Annotated in this window: 15 protein-coding genes, 1 tRNA gene and 2 rRNA genes; 17 read left to right on the forward strand and 1 reads right to left on the reverse strand. The window is 30.3% G+C overall.

Annotated elements, in window-relative coordinates; genetic code table 11:
* The 3 genes from ACI48Q_RS00005 to ACI48Q_RS00015 form a co-directional block, all read left to right on the forward strand.
* A 23S ribosomal RNA gene (locus ACI48Q_RS00005) occupies positions 1-179 on the forward strand; the annotation flags it as partial.
* Between the two features lie 177 nt (positions 180-356).
* Positions 357-474, forward strand: a 5S ribosomal RNA gene (gene rrf, locus ACI48Q_RS00010).
* Between the two features lie 6 nt (positions 475-480).
* Positions 481-555, forward strand: a tRNA-Asn gene (locus tag ACI48Q_RS00015).
* A gap of 225 nt (positions 556-780) precedes the next feature.
* Here the strand turns inward: ACI48Q_RS00015 and deoD are convergent.
* Positions 781-1,488, reverse strand: coding sequence for a purine-nucleoside phosphorylase (gene deoD / locus ACI48Q_RS00020; protein WP_474916985.1), 708 nt, complete (start codon positions 1,486-1,488; stop codon positions 781-783).
* 341 nt (positions 1,489-1,829) lie between these two features.
* Here deoD and fusA point away from each other — a divergent pair, with 341 nt between their 5' ends.
* The 14 genes from fusA (at position 1,830) to disA (ending at position 16,983) form a co-directional block, all read left to right on the forward strand.
* Positions 1,830-3,908, forward strand: a complete 2,079-nt coding sequence (fusA, locus tag ACI48Q_RS00025) for an elongation factor G (protein WP_474916986.1) — start codon at positions 1,830-1,832, stop codon at positions 3,906-3,908.
* A 137-nt stretch (positions 3,909-4,045) separates the two neighbouring features.
* On the forward strand, positions 4,046-4,282 hold the full coding sequence (locus ACI48Q_RS00030) for a hypothetical protein (RefSeq protein ID WP_474916988.1): 237 nt from the start codon (positions 4,046-4,048) through the stop codon (positions 4,280-4,282).
* Positions 4,245-4,400 carry a hypothetical protein gene (locus tag ACI48Q_RS00035; protein WP_474916989.1) on the forward strand — a complete coding sequence of 52 codons (156 nt, stop codon included), beginning with the start codon at positions 4,245-4,247 and terminating at the stop codon, positions 4,398-4,400. The genes ACI48Q_RS00030 and ACI48Q_RS00035 overlap by 38 nt, the downstream gene beginning before the upstream one ends.
* A gap of 190 nt (positions 4,401-4,590) precedes the next feature.
* A complete protein-coding gene (locus tag ACI48Q_RS00040; protein ID WP_474916991.1) occupies positions 4,591-5,235 on the forward strand; it encodes a histidine phosphatase family protein in 645 nt (214 codons plus the stop codon).
* A gap of 38 nt (positions 5,236-5,273) precedes the next feature.
* The gene (locus tag ACI48Q_RS00045) at positions 5,274-5,972 is read left to right on the forward strand and encodes a TraX family protein (RefSeq protein WP_474916992.1); all 699 of its coding nucleotides are present in this window, start codon (positions 5,274-5,276) and stop codon (positions 5,970-5,972) included.
* A 97-nt stretch (positions 5,973-6,069) separates the two neighbouring features.
* Positions 6,070-7,320: an aminopeptidase P family protein gene (locus tag ACI48Q_RS00050; RefSeq protein WP_474916994.1), complete on the forward strand. Its 1,251-nt coding sequence runs from the start codon at positions 6,070-6,072 to the stop codon at positions 7,318-7,320.
* Positions 7,321-7,387: 67 nt separating this feature from the next.
* Positions 7,388-9,130 (forward strand): ABC transporter ATP-binding protein, encoded by a 1,743-nt coding sequence (locus ACI48Q_RS00055; protein WP_474916996.1) that lies wholly within the window; start codon positions 7,388-7,390, stop codon positions 9,128-9,130.
* A gap of 103 nt (positions 9,131-9,233) precedes the next feature.
* Entirely contained in the window at positions 9,234-9,458 is a 225-nt protein-coding gene (locus ACI48Q_RS00060) for a hypothetical protein (RefSeq protein ID WP_474916998.1), read from the forward strand.
* Positions 9,459-9,843: 385 nt separating this feature from the next.
* On the forward strand, positions 9,844-10,302 hold the full coding sequence (locus ACI48Q_RS00065; protein WP_474917000.1) for a CtsR family transcriptional regulator: 459 nt from the start codon (positions 9,844-9,846) through the stop codon (positions 10,300-10,302).
* A gap of 19 nt (positions 10,303-10,321) precedes the next feature.
* A complete protein-coding gene (locus tag ACI48Q_RS00070; RefSeq protein ID WP_474917001.1) occupies positions 10,322-10,831 on the forward strand; it encodes a UvrB/UvrC motif-containing protein in 510 nt (169 codons plus the stop codon).
* Between the two features lie 12 nt (positions 10,832-10,843).
* Positions 10,844-11,866, forward strand: coding sequence for a protein arginine kinase (locus tag ACI48Q_RS00075; protein WP_474917002.1), 1,023 nt, complete (start codon positions 10,844-10,846; stop codon positions 11,864-11,866).
* A gap of 23 nt (positions 11,867-11,889) precedes the next feature.
* On the forward strand, positions 11,890-14,325 hold the full coding sequence (locus ACI48Q_RS00080; RefSeq protein WP_474917004.1) for an ATP-dependent Clp protease ATP-binding subunit: 2,436 nt from the start codon (positions 11,890-11,892) through the stop codon (positions 14,323-14,325).
* Positions 14,326-14,514: 189 nt separating this feature from the next.
* Positions 14,515-15,885: a DNA repair protein RadA gene (gene radA, locus ACI48Q_RS00085; RefSeq protein ID WP_474917006.1), complete on the forward strand. Its 1,371-nt coding sequence runs from the start codon at positions 14,515-14,517 to the stop codon at positions 15,883-15,885.
* Between the two features lie 33 nt (positions 15,886-15,918).
* Positions 15,919-16,983 (forward strand): DNA integrity scanning diadenylate cyclase DisA, encoded by a 1,065-nt coding sequence (disA, locus tag ACI48Q_RS00090; protein WP_474917008.1) that lies wholly within the window; start codon positions 15,919-15,921, stop codon positions 16,981-16,983.
* Positions 16,984-16,992: the final 9 nt, after the last annotated feature.

Here is a 16,992-nt window from a genome sequence, read left to right on the forward strand (position 1 = left end):
AGCTATGTTGGGAAGGGATAAACGCTGAAAGCATCTAAGCGTGAAGCCCACCCTAAGATGAGATTTCCCATGACGTAAGTCAGTAAGACTCCTGGAAGAACACCAGGTTGATAGGTGAGAGGTGTAAGCATGGTAACATGTTCAGCTGACTCATACTAATAAGTCGAGGGCTTGACCTAATAATGACGAAATTCTTATGTTTACTATGTAATTTTGAGAGAATATCTCAATGTAAAATTGGTAGAGGCAAGCAGTACAAGGAAACAAAGGAATGAGGAGCGGAGTTTACATAGACGTAAATGAGCACCGTAATGACTGAAGTTGACGAAGTAATGTGAAGGCTATAACAATTTTAATCTGGTAATGATGCGTTTTGTGGATACACCCGTTCCCATACCGAACACGAAGGTTAAGCACAAGACGGCTGAGAGTACTGCAGGGGAAGCTCTGTGGGAGGGTAGGTGGTTGCCAGGTCAATATTCCGTGGTAGCTCAATGGTGGAGCACTCGGCTGTTAACCGATAGGTTGGAGGTTCGAATCCTCTCCACGGAGCCATTTTAATTTGGTGATAAAGAATATAAGTAGTTCTTAACAGAACTACTTTTTTATTTTTCATATGAAGTAAATATAACTTTATGGATTAATTTTAATAAAGTTATACACAATTAAAATTAAAATTGTCAACATATCAACAGCGCAAGAAAAAATTAATGTGGATAAAATCCATTTATTTAAATTAAAATAAAACTGCTACTGAATTCTCAGTAGCAGTTTTATTTTTTAAGCTAGTTCTAGAGCAATTTCCATCATTGTAGTAAAAGTAGTTTCTCTTTCTTCTGCAGTAGTGGCCTCATGAGTAATTATAGAATCAGATACTGTTAATATGCAGATAGCATTTGCGCCGGCATTAGCAGCATTCATATATAGTGCAGCAGCTTCCATTTCAATAGCTAATACGCCCATTTCAGACCATCTTTTCCATGAATCAGTATTTACATCATAGAAGATATCAGAAGATAAAATATTTCCTACTTTAGGGGAAATACCTTTCTTGTTAGCAATAGTTACTGCCTTATTAAGTAATTTCCAAGAAGCCGTAGGGGCATATGTTCCAGGTAAATTATATTGAGATACATAGTTTGAATTGGTAGATGCGCTCATTCCTATAACGATATCTCTTACTTTCACATTTTCTTGAATTGAACCACAAGATCCAATTCTAATTAAGTTTTTCACTCCATAAAAGTGAATAAGCTCATAGGAATAGATTCCCATAGAAGGCATACCCATCCCTGTACCCATAACAGAAATTTTTTTCCCTTTATATGTGCCAGTATATCCAAACATATTTCTTACAGTATTAAATTGGTTTACATCTTCTAAGAAATTTTCAGCTATGTATTTTGCTCTTAATGGATCACCAGGCAGCAAAATAGTTTCAGCAATAATATTATTTTCTGATACATTGATATGTGGCGTTGGCATCATTTAAATCACACTCCAATTTAATTATATGTATTATTATAACAAAATAAATTCCAATTTAGGTATATTATATTAATCTCAAAGGAAAATAGACAAATTGTAGTGTAGATTTTAATCTTTTATTATATAAAGATAATAGTATGTTAATAAAATCGTTACATATATACTAAAATAAATATAATAAAGAAAGATTTTATGGGTAGTATTAGTAACAAATGAAGTTAAATAATTTAAATATTTATAATATTATAAATATTTAAAAAATTCGAAGGATATATTAAATATTTATAGAATATATATTTATATTGGCATTATGTTTTTAAAAAAAGTAGGAGGTACGGCATATGAAAGAGTATAAAATTAACAACTTGAGAAATGTGGGTATAATTGGACATAGTAGTTCAGGAAAAACAACTTTAATGGAAGCTTTGTTATATCAAACAGGAGAAATTGATAGAATAGGAAAAGTTGAAGATGGAACTACTGTAAGTGATTATGATGTTGAAGAAAAGAAAAGAAAAATATCATTATCAACATCGGTAGCACATTGTGAATGGAAAGATGTTAAGATTAATTTAGTGGATATGCCAGGATTTTTTGATTTCGTAGGTGAGGTTATAGAGGGCTTAAGTGCAATAGACATGGCTATGATAACTGTTTGTGGAGTTTCAGGTATAGAAGTTGGAACGGAGAAAGCTTGGGACTATGCTGAAGAACGCAAATTACCAAGAGCAATGTTTATAAATAAACTTGACAGAGAAAATAGTAATTTTGAAAAAGTTTTATCTCAGCTGAAAGAAAAATTTGGTGTGTCAGTAGTACCAATTCAATATCCAATAGGATCAGAGCAGGATTTTAAAGGAGTTATTAGCATAATATCAAACAAAGCTAGAATATATAATCCAAAAACTAATCAAGTTGAAGAATCAGAAGTACCAGAGGAATTAAGAGATAGTGTTGAAGAGTGCAAACAAATGTTAATGGAAGCAGTAGCTGAAACAGACGAAACACTACTTGATAAATATTTTAATGAAGGCGAATTAAGCATGGATGAAATTTACCAAGGTTTAATAAAAGGGGCATCTATGGGGGATATCTGTCCAATTATGTGTGGATCAGCATTAAACAATGTTGGAATTATGACATTATTAGAGGATATCGTTGAATGTTTTCCATCGCCTATAGAAACAAATTCTTATATAGCAAAAGACATAAAGAATAATGCCTATATCAATGTAAAAATTAATGAAAATGATCCATTCTCAGCATTGGTATTTAAAACTATTGTTGACCCGTTTATAGGGAAATTATCAATGTTTAGAGTTATTACAGGAGCTGCAACTGCTGATAATATAGTTTATAACTCTTCAAAAGAGAAAGAAGAGAGAATGGCGACCTTATATTTTATGAAAGGTAAAAAACAATATCCCACTCAAGAAATAAAAGCAGGTGATATTGGGGCAGTTGCTAAATTGCAATTCACTAGCACAGGTGACACATTATGTAGCCCTAGTCGACATATAGAATTTAATAGAATTTCTTTCCCATTACCAATTTATTCAAGAAGTGCATTTCCTAAGTCAAAAGGTGATGAAGATAAAATTTCCAACGGTCTCTCTAAGCTATTAGAGGAAGATTCAACATTTTCAATATCAAGGGACTTAGAAAATGCTGAAACTATAATTTCAGGGTTAGGATCAACTCACCTAGAGGTATTAATAAATAAATTAAAAAATAAATTTGGTGCAGATGTAGAGCTGAAAGTACCTAAAACTCCATATAGAGAAACCATTAAAAAGATGGCAGATATTCAAGGAAAGCATAAGAAACAATCAGGCGGACATGGACAATATGGAGATGTAAAAATTAAATTTGAACCAAGAATTGATGGAGAGGACGAATTAGATTTTGTTGATGCAGTAGTAGGAGGAGTAGTTCCGAGACAATATATACCAGCTGTTGAAAAGGGATTAAGAGAATGTATAACTCATGGAGTACTTGCAGGATATCCAGTAATTAGATTAAGGGCAACTTTACATGATGGGTCATTCCACCCAGTAGATTCTTCTGAAATGGCCTTTAAAATTGCAGCATCTATGGCATATAAAAAAGGACTACAGGAAGCACAACCGATATTACTAGAACCTATAATGTATGTAGAGATAGAAGTTCCAGATGATTATATGGGGGATGTTATAGCTGATATTAATAAGAAAAGAGGAAGAATTTTAGGTATGGAGCCTGCTAATAAGGGACAAAAAGTAGTAGCAGAAGTACCTCAATCAGAACTGTATAATTATGCAACAGATTTAAGAAGCTTAACTGGTGCAAGAGGAACATTTAGAACTAGATTTGAAAGATATGAAGAAGTTCCTACAGACATAGTAAACAGAATTATTAATGATATTAAAAGAGAAGCTTAATATACAAGAAAAAGCTAGTGAGTAAAGCTCACTAGCTTTTTTAAGTGTAAAAAGATTAATGCTAATTTGAAACTTTGTGAATAAATAGCAATGTATGTTGACAAAATATTAATAACTCAGTAGGCAGGTGATGAAAAGTGTCTAACTATAAAATTAATATATATGGATGTATAAATTTAAGTGATTATAGTACGATACATGATTACATGGGAATAGTTGGTCCACAAGATAACTTCACTATTGAAATGAGTTATACAGAGGAAGAAGATGCTAAAGTTATATGTAACATTTTAGAGAGTGATGGATTCGATATTATAGTTAGAGGAGGTATAGATGATGAAAAATGCTATATACGAGCATGTAGAAGAAAATAATGATGAATTCAAAAGAAACTTTAGAGAAGGAAAAAACAAAAAAGATAATATCTCAGATGATTTATTAATAGAACAGCTTTTCTTTCAGTCTAAATTATTTCCACTAAGAAAAAAATAAAGTTAATTTATTAGAAAAGAAATTCCTATGATATTGGTAAATTCTTTTCTATTTTTATTTTAAATAATTTATATTTGTAATAGTATAGAGAGTAGGTATAATTTAATCAAAATTAATATGATTATGAAATTTGCATATAAGGAAAAGTTATATTAAAATTAATTTATGATTAAATAGCAGGAGGTATATAATGGCAACGACTTTATATATTACTAGACATGGTGAGACTACATGGAATAAAGAAGGGAGAATGCAGGGATGGAATGATTCTCCATTAACAGAACTTGGTATAATTCAGGCAGAATGGTTAAGGGATAGAATTAATGACCTCAAAATAGATGCTATATATGCAAGTCCTAGTGGAAGAGCTTTTGATACAGCAGAAATAGTTAAGGGCGATAGAAATATAAAAATTCTTCAACATCAAGGATTAAGGGAAATAAAGTTAGGAGATTTTCAAGGATTAAATCAGCAAGAAATCAAAGAGTTATCAGAGGAACAATATTATAACTATTGGAATAGACCTCATATGTACAAGCCAATTGGAGAAGGTGAAGGCTTTGAAGATATGATAGAGCGAGTAAATGAGGGATTAAAGGATATAATTAGAAAGCATCCTGATGAAAACATACTTATAGTTACTCATACACTTCCTATAAAAGCTATATTTTTTAAATTAGAAAATAGACAATTAAGTGAGTTATGGAAGACTCCATTTATAAAACAAACTAGTTTAACTATTATAGAAGTGGAAAATGATAAATATAATATGGTGATGTGCGCAGATACTTCACATCATGAGTATTCCTTTAAAGAATATAATGAATTTAAGTAATATAAATAAATAATTATAATAAAAAGAGGGTTGGGATCATGAATAATTCTTTTTTGAAAGTATTTGCTTGCTTAACAATGCTAATGGACCATATAGGAGCTGTATTTTTCCCAGAATATATAATTTTTAGAATAATAGGAAGGTTAGCCTTTCCTATATTTGCATTTTTTATAGTTGAAGGTTATTATAAAACTTCTAATATGGGAAAATATGTTGGAAGGCTATTTATATTTGCAGTGATTTCTCAATTTCCATTTATGTTTGCATTTGATGTTAATTTCAGTAATCTAAATATATTTTTCACCTTAGCGGTGGGACTAGTTGTGTTAAATATTATAGATAGAAATTTTAATAAAAATTCAACACTCAATTTAATGGTAAAAGTAGTATTAGTTATGATTTTATTAGTTGCAGTGGAAAATGAGTATTATACTACAGACTATGGGATGTATGGTGTTGCGGTAATAGTAACATTTAAAGCCTTTAGAGAAAACTTTAAAAAGTTAACGCTGATACTACTAATAATAAATATTTTATATGTATTACCTATAATGAAATATTTATTATTGGCAGATGGCAGCATTAACTTAAGAGTTCTATTACAAAGTTTTAGCTTGTTATCATTAATATTCATATATAAGTATAATGGAGAAAAAGGAAGAAGACTTAAATGGTTTTTCTATAGTTTTTATCCAGTTCATTTAGGAATAATTGCTATAATAAAATATTTATTATAGATTAATATTTAATGTTAGTAAAGCTAAAAAGGCTATAAGCTAATTATAATATCAGATATCTATTTTAAAATTATATAAATATAATGGGGGTTAGGGTATGAGAAAAGAGATTTTTATTGAAAGAAGAAGGAAGTTAGGGGAAAAAATAGAAGACAATTCTATGATGATATTGTTTGCAGGGCAAGCGCCCTATAAATCGGCAGATGAGGTGTATAAGTTTACACCTAATAGAAATTTTTACTATATGACAGGAATAGATAGGGATAAAATCATACTTGTTATGACAAAGCTAAATGGAAAATTAAGTGAAAGTCTATTTATAGAGGAAAGCGACCCAGTAATGGCTAAGTGGGTTGGAGATACTATAGGTGAGCAGGAGTGTAAAAACATTTCAGGCATAGAGAACATTATGTTTTTAAAAGATTTTGTGGATACTATGGGAGGATATTTAAATAGAACGGAGATAGATAAACTTTATCTTGATTTAGAAAGACAAGAGTATAATATTATGGAAACTAAAGCTCAAGAGTTTGCTTTAGACTTATCTAAAAGATATCCATATCTAAAAATTCATAATATATATCATACCATATGTGAAATTAGAACTATAAAAGAACCAGACGAAATTGAAGAAATTAAGAAGGCTATAGATATTACTTATGAAGGCATTAAGGAAATGTGGAGATATGCTAAACCAAGTATGATGGAATATGAAATCGAAGCGTATTTTGATTTTATATTAAAGAAAAATGGAGTAAAAGATTATGCATTTACTACTATAGCAGCATCTGGCAAAAATGCTACAGTACTTCATTATGAAGATAATAATTGTCAAACAAAAGATGGAGATTTGATGCTTTTAGATTTAGGAGCTCAGTATAATTATTATAACGCTGATATAAGTAGAACATTCCCTGTAAATGGTAAGTTTACAGAAAGACAAAAAGAGATTTATAATATAGTATTAGAAGCTAATGAGAAAATTAATGATATTATAAAACCGGGAATGACAATTAAGGAATTAAATGATGTAGCAAAAAAAGTATTAAGCAATGGATGTAAAAGAATAGGACTAATAAAAGATGATAACGAAATATCAAAATATTATTATCATGGAGTAGGACATCTTTTAGGATTAGATACCCATGATGTAGGAGCCAGAGATATAGTATTAAAGCCAGGAATGGTACTGACTAATGAACCAGGACTTTATATTGAAGAAGAAGGAATTGGGATCAGAATTGAAGATGATGTATTGGTAACAGCGGATGGAAATATAAATCTAAGTTCCCATGTAATTAAGTCAGTAGAGGATATTGAAAAGTTTTTCAAAGAAAATAATATATAATAGATTAAGGCTTTTCTAGCAGTACTATAGAAAAGCCTTGATATTTGCAAATGAAAGGGGTATAAAAATGATAAAAAAATTTATTTCTTACTATAAACCACATAGAGGTTTATTTATTTTAGACATGGTATGTGCGTTTTTAGTTGCAATAATGGATTTGGTATTTCCAATGTTAACAAACTTCTTGTTAAAAGATGCTATACCAAATAAAAATTTAAGGACTATATTAATATTTACCTTTGTATTGGCGGTATTATATGTAATAAAATTAATAGCTAGTTACATAGTTGATTATTGGGGACATGTTATGGGAGTGAGGATGCAGTACGATATGAGAAAAGAGGTATTTTCTCATTTGCAAACATTATCTTTTAGTTATTTTGATAATAATAAAACAGGAAATATAATGTCTAGGATAGTTAATGACTTGATGGATATATCAGAACTGGCACATCATGGGCCTGAGGATTTATTTATATCATTAGTAATGTTAATAGGTTCTTTTATACTATTGTGTAATATAAATATTAAGTTAACTGTAATTGTATTTATGTTCATACCTATAATTATATGGTTTGCTCTTACTAAAAGGGTAAAAATGTCTAAAGCTTTTTATGATGTAAGAAAAAAAATTGCATTAGTTAATACAAAAATAGAAAGTAGTATTTCTGGTATAAGAGTTGCAAAATCTTTTACAAATGAAGAATATGAAATGGATAAATTTGATGAGGGAAATGTAGAGTTTAAAACAAGCAGATCATATTCTTATAAATATATGGCCGAATTTATGTCTGGAATGAAATTTCTTGTAGATATGCTTAATGTAATAGTCTTAGGATTTGGTGGATACTTTGTTTATAAAGGTGAGATAGATATAGTTGATTTAGCTACTTACTTCTTATATATAGCTTATTTTATGCAACCTATTAGAAGGCTTACATCATTCATAGAGCAATATCAAACTGGTATGTCTGGATTCCAAAGATTTATAGAAATGATGGAAACTAAACCTGAAATAATAGATAGTGAAGAAGCTAAGGATATAGAAAATGTAGAAGGAAATATTGAATTTAAAAATGTTACTTTTAGATATAATGATAGTACAGAAATACTATCAAATATTGATTTAAGTATCAATGCTGGAAAAACTTTAGCGTTAGTTGGACCATCAGGAGGTGGAAAAACAACTATTTGCCATTTAATTCCAAGATTTTATGAATTAAATGAAGGAGATTTAACTATTGATGGAGAAAGTATAAAGAACATAAAATTAAAATCATTAAGGAAAAATGTAGGGGTAGTTCAGCAAGATGTATTTTTATTTACAGGAACTATCAAGGATAATATCTTATATGGTAATCCAGAAGCGAATGATGATCAAGTTATAGAAGCTGCAAAGAAGGCTAATATTCATGACTTCATTATTTCCTTACCTGAAGGATATGAAACTTATGTTGGGGAAAGAGGAGTTAAATTATCAGGTGGGCAGAAGCAAAGAATATCTATAGCTAGAGTGTTTTTAAAGAATCCGCCTATATTAATACTTGATGAAGCTACATCGGCACTAGATAATGCATCTGAACTTATCATACAGAAGTCTTTAGAGGAATTATCTAAAGGTAGAACAACTATAGTAGTTGCTCACAGGTTATCTACTGTAAAAAATGCAGATGAAATAGTAGTGCTAACTAAAGAAGGGATAAAAGAGCAAGGAACCCACGAAGAACTTTTAAACCACAATGGAATGTATTCTAAATTATATAATTCTCAGTTTAATGGATTTTTAGATGATAAATCTATTGAGGATTAATAAATACTGAAGAAAAAGGATTTATAAGTATAGTGAACTTATGCTAAAATAGTAAGGTATGCTTTTAATACTTATGGTAATATATAGAAAATGGAGGAGCGATATGATTAAAAACAAGGAAAATGTGTGCGAAGTAGTACAAGATTTAAGAAGCTTTAGTTATGTTAAGGAAGGGACCTCTGTAGACGTTGCCTTAATGACTGAAGAAAATATTAATATAAGGTATTATGATGAAAAATTAATTACTATTAATTATTGCCAATTTGATGAAGGCATTTCAACTTTATATAAGGATAGAAAATATATAAATAAGGTACTTTTCCAATAGGAGAAGTACCTTATTTATATTTTAAAGTTAAGCTTTGTTTTAATATGTAATTCTAAAATCAACAACTATTTAAAACAAAGCATAGAATTAAGTCAATAACATAAATAGAGAAATAACTAGAAAAAGTAAGAGCAGCATAATTAATTTAGTATAATCATGAATATTAATTAAAAATATGAAAATTTGAAAGTATATAAGCATTGAAAATTTCTTGAAGAGCATATAATATCTTATTAAGGTCAAAGAAAGTCAAAGTAAATAATATTTATAAAATTTTTAACAATAGGTTTAAATTTAGCATAATGGAGGAAATAATTATAGAAAGACTCATATAGAAGCAATTGATTATAGAATATGAGTTCAATAACAGAAGGTAGGGGTTTAAGTGGCTAGATTATCAGATGTAATAGAAGGATTTATAAAAGAATTATTGGATGAGACCAAGAGTGAAGAGGTGGAAATTCAGAGAAATGAGTTGGCAAATTATTTTAGTTGTGCACCTTCTCAAATAAATTATGTTTTGACTACTAGATTTACTCAAGATAAAGGGTATTATATTGAAAGCAGAAGAGGTGGAGGAGGATGTATAAAGATAACGAGAATATGCTATGCAAATGATAAATCCTTAGTTGAATTGTTAATAGATAAGATAGGAGATTATATTACAAATGATGCAGCGAATAAGCTTATAGAGGGCCTTTATGAGAGTGATGTGTTGACACAAAGAGAAGTATTAATAATAAAAAGTGTAATCAATGATAGAACTTTAAATCTTGCAATGGATAATAAAAATAAGGTGAGGGCAGATATTTTAAGAAGTATCATTTTAAATATTTTTAAATAGGGAAATAGGAGTGAGAGTTATGTTATGTCAGGTATGTGGAGAAAAAGAGGCTAATTTTCATATGACTAAGATAATAAATGGCGAAAAAGAAGAAAAGCATATATGCGATGAGTGTGCTAAAACTGTAGAGGGAGGAATTTTATTAAGTGATATAAAACTTAATAATAAATTTTCATTTCAGGATATGTTAAGTGGATTAATTGACTATATGAATCCATCTACGAAAACAGCGTTACCTAGTGAAGTGTCATGTGATGTGTGTGGAACTACCTATAGAGATTTTAGAGAAAAGGGATTGCTTGGGTGTAGCCAGTGTTATAGCACATTTAAATCTACTGTAGATCAAGTAGTGAGAAGAGTACAACCATCTTTGGAGCATAGAGGTAAAATTCCTAAGACAAGTGGAAAACAAATCCTTTTAAAAAGAGAGATTTTGAGGTTGAAACAGGAATTACAAAATGCTATTTCACTAGAGGAATTTGAAAAAGCAGCAGAAATTAGAGATGAACTAAGAAAGTTAAGTTCATAGTGGGGGATAGATATGGAAAATTGGTTTGAGAGTAACAGAGTTAATGATGATGTGGTTATAAGTAGTAGAGTTAGATTAGCGAGAAATATAAAAGGAGTACCTTTTCCAAATAGAATGGATAATGATCAGGGAAAAGAAGCTATTGAGAAAATAAAAAGCGCATTTTTTAAGAAAGATGATAGTACATCAAATTTTGAGATAATCTATATGTGGAATGTAGATGAATTATTAGGGGCTTCTTTTGTAGAAAAGCATATTATTAGTGAGTCATTATTAGAAAATAGAGAGAAATCAGCATTTATAATAGACAAAGAGAAGACCATTAGTATAATGATAAACGAAGAAGATCATTTGAGACTTCAATGTATAAGTGAAGGATTAAATTTGAAGGAATGTTATGAAACTATTAATGATGTAGATAACATGCTGGAAGAAGAATTAGAGTTTGCATATGACGAGGAGCTTGGATATTTAACTAGCTGCCCAACTAATATAGGTACAGGATTAAGAGCATCAGTAATGATTCATTTACCAATGCTTTCAAGATTAGGAACAATAGATAGGTTGGGTAATATGCTTAGTAAAATGGGGATGACTATTAGAGGGCTATTTGGGGAAGGATCAAAAGGATATGGGAATATATATCAAATATCTAATCAAGTTACATTGGGTCCTAGCGAAGAAGAGATAATAGACAACTTAGTGGTAGTAGTCAATAAAATCATTTTAGAAGAAAAAGAAGCTAGAGAAAAGTATTTTAGAACTTATAGAGATGAATTTGAGGATAAAATCATGAGAGCTTTAGGCTTATTAAAATATTCGAGGGTATTGTCTTCACAAGAAGCTTTAGAATTGTTGTCCTATATAAGATTAGGTATAGAAATGAACATAATTCAAGATATAGAAAAGGATTTAATTAATGAACTTATGATAAACGGCTTATCATCAACTATGCAAAGCAATGCAGGAACTATATTAAATGAATATCAAAGGAATGTTAAGAGAGCTGAGATTATGAGAAATAAGTTAAAATAGAATGGTTAAGGGGTGATAATTGTATGTTCAATAAATTTAATGAAAGAGCAAGAAAAGTCCTAATGCTTGGAAATGAAGAAGCAAGAAACTTTAAACATGGCTATGTTGGAACTGAGCATATGCTAATGGGAGTAATAAAAGAAGAGGGCATGGCATCTCAGTTATTAAATAATATAGGGGTTACCTTAGATAGGGTTAAAGCGCTTGTTGAGAAGTATATAGGATATGGCGATATTGATATGCCAATAGATGAAATTTATTTAACTCCAAGAACAAAGAGATTAGTAGAGTTAAGCGTTGTAGAAGCAAGAGGATTAAATCACAATTTTGTTTCTCCAGAGCATATATTACTTGCAATTATAAGAGAGCCAGAAGGTGTTGCATACACTATTTTATCTAATTTGGGAGTGGATTTTAACAAGTTAAGGAATGAATTATCTAAGGGAGAAGTCATTCAAGATAATACAAATTCAGTTATTAGGGGAAAGGAGAATAATAGAAATACTCCAACATTAAATAAATATGGAAAAGATCTAACTGATCTTGCACTGGAAGGTAAATTAGATCCTGTTATAGGAAGAGAAAGAGAAACTGAAAGAGTATTAGAAATACTTTGTAGAAGGATGAAAAATAACCCTTGTTTAATAGGTGACCCTGGAGTTGGAAAGACCGCTATTGCAGAAGGTTTGGCTCAAAGGATAGCGCAAGGAAATATACCAGAGATTCTAAAGGGGAAAAAAGTTATTACAGTAGATATGAGCTCTATGGTGGCAGGTGCTAAATACAGAGGAGAATTTGAGGAAAGAATTAAGGCTATGATGGATGAAATATATAGAGTCGGAGATGTAATATTATTTATAGATGAAATTCATACTATAGTTGGAGCAGGGGCGGCTGAAGGAGCAATAGACGCTTCAAATATATTAAAACCAGCATTAGCCCGTGGAGAACTTCAATGTATAGGAGCTACAACACTAGATGAGTATAGAAAGTATATAGAAAAGGATGCAGCATTAGAGAGAAGATTTCAGCCAGTAGTAGTAGAAGAACCTAGCAAAGAAGAAACAATAGCCATATTAAGTGGATTAAGAGATAAATATGAAGCCCACCATAGAGTTAAGATTACAGACAATGCTATTGTAGCTGCTGTAAATCTATCAGATAGATATATAACAGATAGGTATTTACCAGATAAAGCTATTGATTTGATAGATGAAGCAGGTGCAAAGGTTAGAATAGAGAGATTGACTCCTCCATCAGATATGAAAGCCTTAGAGGATGAATTAGAAAAAGTAACTAAAGAAAAATCAGATGCAATTGCATTACAAGACTTTGAGAAAGCAGCTATGTTAAGAGATAAAGAGAAAGAAATTAAGGATAAGGTTGAAAGCAGCAAAAATAATTGGGTATCTAAAAATAGTGATGCTGATGCTATTATTGATGAAAAACATATAGCTACAGTTATATCAAATTGGACTAAAATTCCTGTAGAGAAGTTAACTGAAAAAGAATCTGAAAGATTATTAAATCTTGAAGAAATACTTCATAAAAGAGTAATAGGTCAAGAAGAAGCAGTAGATGCAATTGCTAGAGCAGTTAGAAGATCTAGAGTAGGATTAAGAGATCCAAAACGTCCTATAGGAAGCTTTATATTTCTTGGACCTACAGGAGTTGGAAAAACAGAATTATCAAAGGCATTAGCAGAAGCTATGTTTGGTGATGAAAATTCAATGGTAAGAATTGATATGTCTGAGTACATGGAAAAGCATACTGTATCGAAACTTATAGGAGCTCCTCCAGGATATGTAGGATTTGATGAAGCTGGCCAACTTACTGAAAAAATTAGGAGACATCCATATTCAGTGGTATTGTTTGATGAAATTGAGAAAGCTCACCCAGATGTATTTAATATACTATTACAAATTCTTGAAGATGGTAGATTAACAGATTCTAAAGGAAAAACTGTAGATTTTAAAAACACTATAATAATAATGACTTCTAATGCAGGTGTTTCAACAATAAAAAAACAAAATTCTATGGGTTTTGCAAATATGGGTAGCAAAGATGAAGCAAGAAATGAATATGAAAAAATGAAAGAGCATGTGTTAGAAGAAATCAAACATGTATTTAGACCAGAATTTTTGAACAGATTAGATGATATAATAGTATTCCATAAGTTAGATGAAGAGAATTTAATTAGAATTATAGACTTAATGCTTGAGGTTGTATGTGAAAGATTAAAAGAAAGTGAAATAGATATATCATTTACAAAAGAATCAAAGGAATTATTAGCAAAGGAAGGTTTTGACTCAAATTATGGAGCAAGACCACTTAGAAGGGCTATAACTAAAGTCATTGAAGATAAACTTTCAGAAGAAATATTAAGAGGTAATATCACAAAGGGAGATAATATAGAGGTTATCGTAGAAGAAAATGAATTAAAATTTAATAAAAAATAAGTTAATGTAAACTTTATTATTGAGTTTAACTAATAATGTCTATATAATTAAAATATAGTTAATACTAATAAAAAAACCACTATTAATAGTGGTTTTTTTATTAGTAAAGGCTTACAAATAGTAATTAATATTACATAATATTGCAAAGATATTATAAAATATGTAATTATATATAGAGGAAGTGATTTTGTGGCAAAGGCAAAAACTATATATGTGTGTAATGAATGTGGATATGAAGCACCTAAATGGTATGGAAAGTGTCCTGGATGTAATAATTGGAATACAATGCAAGAAGATATAAAGATTAAAACAGATTCAACTTTTAAGCGTGCGGTTACAACTTCAGGAGAGAATAAGCCACAAAGTATAGTGAATATAAAGTCTAGTAAATATGAAAGAATAAATACAGGCATAGAAGAATTAAATCGAGTACTTGGTGGAGGGTTGGTAAGGGGGTCATTGACTCTTATATCAGGAGATCCCGGAATAGGGAAATCTACTATACTTCTTCAAAGCTCAAGTAATATAGCTAAAGCTTATGGAAAAGTACTTTATGTATCTGGAGAAGAATCAGAAGAACAAATAAAAATGAGGGCAGAAAGGCTAAATGCTATAAGTGATAATCTGTATGTAGTATCTGAAACTAATATAGACATGATAGAAAATCATATAAATGATATAGAACCAGTATTTATAATCATAGATTCTATTCAAACTCTATATAAAACCACAATTACTTCTGCACCAGGGAGTGTTTCACAAGTTAGAGAATGTACTAATGAATTAATGAGAATAGGAAAAACTAGAAACATATCTCTTTTTATAGTTGCTCATGTAACTAAACAGGGGGAACTAGCTGGCCCTAGGGTGCTAGAACATATGGTTGATACAGTGTTGTATTTTGAGGGAGAGAGAACGCAAGAATTTAGGATATTAAGAACTATTAAAAATAGATTCGGAACTACTAGTGAAATAGGAGTTTTTGAGATGAGAGAAAGTGGATTAGAGGAAATAAGAGATGCTTCATCTGTATTTCTTCAACAAACAAGTTCTAAACAGGAAGGTTCTGTAGTTATTGGGATAATAGAAGGTACAAGACCAATATTAGTAGAGATTCAAGCTTTAGCTAGTGAAACTAAGGCACCGATGCCGAGAAGAACAGCTGTTGGTGTAGATAATCAAAGATTAAACTTAATCTTAGCTGTATTAGAAAAAAAACTAAGAATACCTTTTTATAACACGGATGTATATGTAAATGTGGTAGGGGGATTAAGTTTAGAAGGTACTTATGGTGATTTAGGGGTAGTTATAGCTCTGATTTCAAGTATTAAGGGAAAAGAAGTTAAGCTAGACAATACTCTAATAATTGGAGAAGTAGGATTAACAGGAGAAGTAAGACCAGTATCCCATGTAGAAAAAATAATAAATGAGGCATACAAAATGGGATTTAATAACATAGTAATTCCTAGTAGAAATAAGGAAAAATTAGATATAAAACTTAAAGGGATAAATATAATAGGTGTTAGTACAGTTAGGGAGGTTATTAAAGAGCTTTTTTAAGATTAATACAATATAAGGTTTATGGAGGAAAATATGAGGGAACAGAAACAGAAGGAGCTTATGAGTATATTAAAAATTATGTCTCCAGGAACACAGTTAAGAGAAGGGTTAGATAACATATTAAGGGCGAAAACTGGTGGACTTATAGTTCTAAGTGATAGCGAAGAGATTTTAGATATTGTAGATGGAGGATTTTCTATAAATTCAGAATATACTCCAGCATATATCTACGAATTAGCTAAAATGGATGGGGCTATTGTCGTTAGCAGTGATTTGAAAAAGATTTTAGTAGCTAACACGCAACTGATGCCTGACCCAACAATTCCAACCCAAGAAACTGGAACTAGACATAGAACAGCACAAAGAGTAGCAAGGCAAACAGGTTCTATAGTTGTAGCCATCTCTCAGAGAAGGAACATAATAACACTTTATAAAGATGACATAAAATATGTGGTTAGAGAAAGTGGAGAAGTATTGGCAAAAGCTAATCAGGCTATACAAACCTTAGAGAAATATCAGTTAGTTCTAGAAAGAGTAATGAGTAATTTAAATCTATTAGAATTACAAGATATGTCAACTTTATTAGATGTAGTAACGGCTATTCAAAGAAGTGAGATGGTAATGAGAATAGTTAACGAAGTGGAAACATACATATGTGAGCTAGGAAATGAGGGTAGACTTATTTCTATGCAATTAGGAGAGCTTATAAAAGGTGTAGAACAAGAAGGAATATTTCTTGTAAGGGATTATTGTAACGAAAACAATAACTACATGCAAATATGCAGAAGTTTAGAAAAATTATCAGCAGATGAAATATTAGATTTAGATTTAATATCAAAGGTATTAGGTTATTCAAATGTATCCTTAGTTGATAATTTAATATCTCCAAGAGGTTACAGAATAATAAATAAAATTCCGCGATTACCATTTGCAATAATAGAGAATCTGATTAAGCACTTTAGTGAATTGCAAGCTGTCATGAATGCATCTTATGAAGAATTAGATTGTGTTGAAGGCATAGGTGAAGCTAGAGCAAAAACTATAAAAACTGGTATTAGAAGACTTAGAGAACAATTTATATTAGATAAGCAAATATAGCACAAATTA

The organism is Clostridium sp. LXY-7, from assembly GCF_056172015.1.

Bases quoted from the DNA above. Each gene is read 5' to 3' on its own strand.
- deoD (WP_474916985.1), bottom strand. From the start codon at position 1,488: ATGATGCCAACGCCACATATCAATGTATCAGAAAATAATATTATTGCT.
- fusA (WP_474916986.1), top strand. From the start codon at position 1,830: ATGAAAGAGTATAAAATTAACAACTTGAGAAATGTGGGTATAATTGGA.
- ACI48Q_RS00035 (WP_474916989.1), top strand. From the start codon at position 4,245: ATGAAAAATGCTATATACGAGCATGTAGAAGAAAATAATGATGAATTC.
- ACI48Q_RS00040 (WP_474916991.1), top strand. From the start codon at position 4,591: ATGGCAACGACTTTATATATTACTAGACATGGTGAGACTACATGGAAT.
- ACI48Q_RS00045 (WP_474916992.1), top strand. From the start codon at position 5,274: ATGAATAATTCTTTTTTGAAAGTATTTGCTTGCTTAACAATGCTAATG.
- ACI48Q_RS00050 (WP_474916994.1), top strand. From the start codon at position 6,070: ATGAGAAAAGAGATTTTTATTGAAAGAAGAAGGAAGTTAGGGGAAAAA.
- ACI48Q_RS00055 (WP_474916996.1), top strand. From the start codon at position 7,388: ATGATAAAAAAATTTATTTCTTACTATAAACCACATAGAGGTTTATTT.
- ACI48Q_RS00060 (WP_474916998.1), top strand. From the start codon at position 9,234: ATGATTAAAAACAAGGAAAATGTGTGCGAAGTAGTACAAGATTTAAGA.
- ACI48Q_RS00070 (WP_474917001.1), top strand. From the start codon at position 10,322: ATGTTATGTCAGGTATGTGGAGAAAAAGAGGCTAATTTTCATATGACT.
- ACI48Q_RS00075 (WP_474917002.1), top strand. From the start codon at position 10,844: ATGGAAAATTGGTTTGAGAGTAACAGAGTTAATGATGATGTGGTTATA.
- ACI48Q_RS00080 (WP_474917004.1), top strand. From the start codon at position 11,890: ATGTTCAATAAATTTAATGAAAGAGCAAGAAAAGTCCTAATGCTTGGA.
- disA (WP_474917008.1), top strand. From the start codon at position 15,919: ATGAGGGAACAGAAACAGAAGGAGCTTATGAGTATATTAAAAATTATG.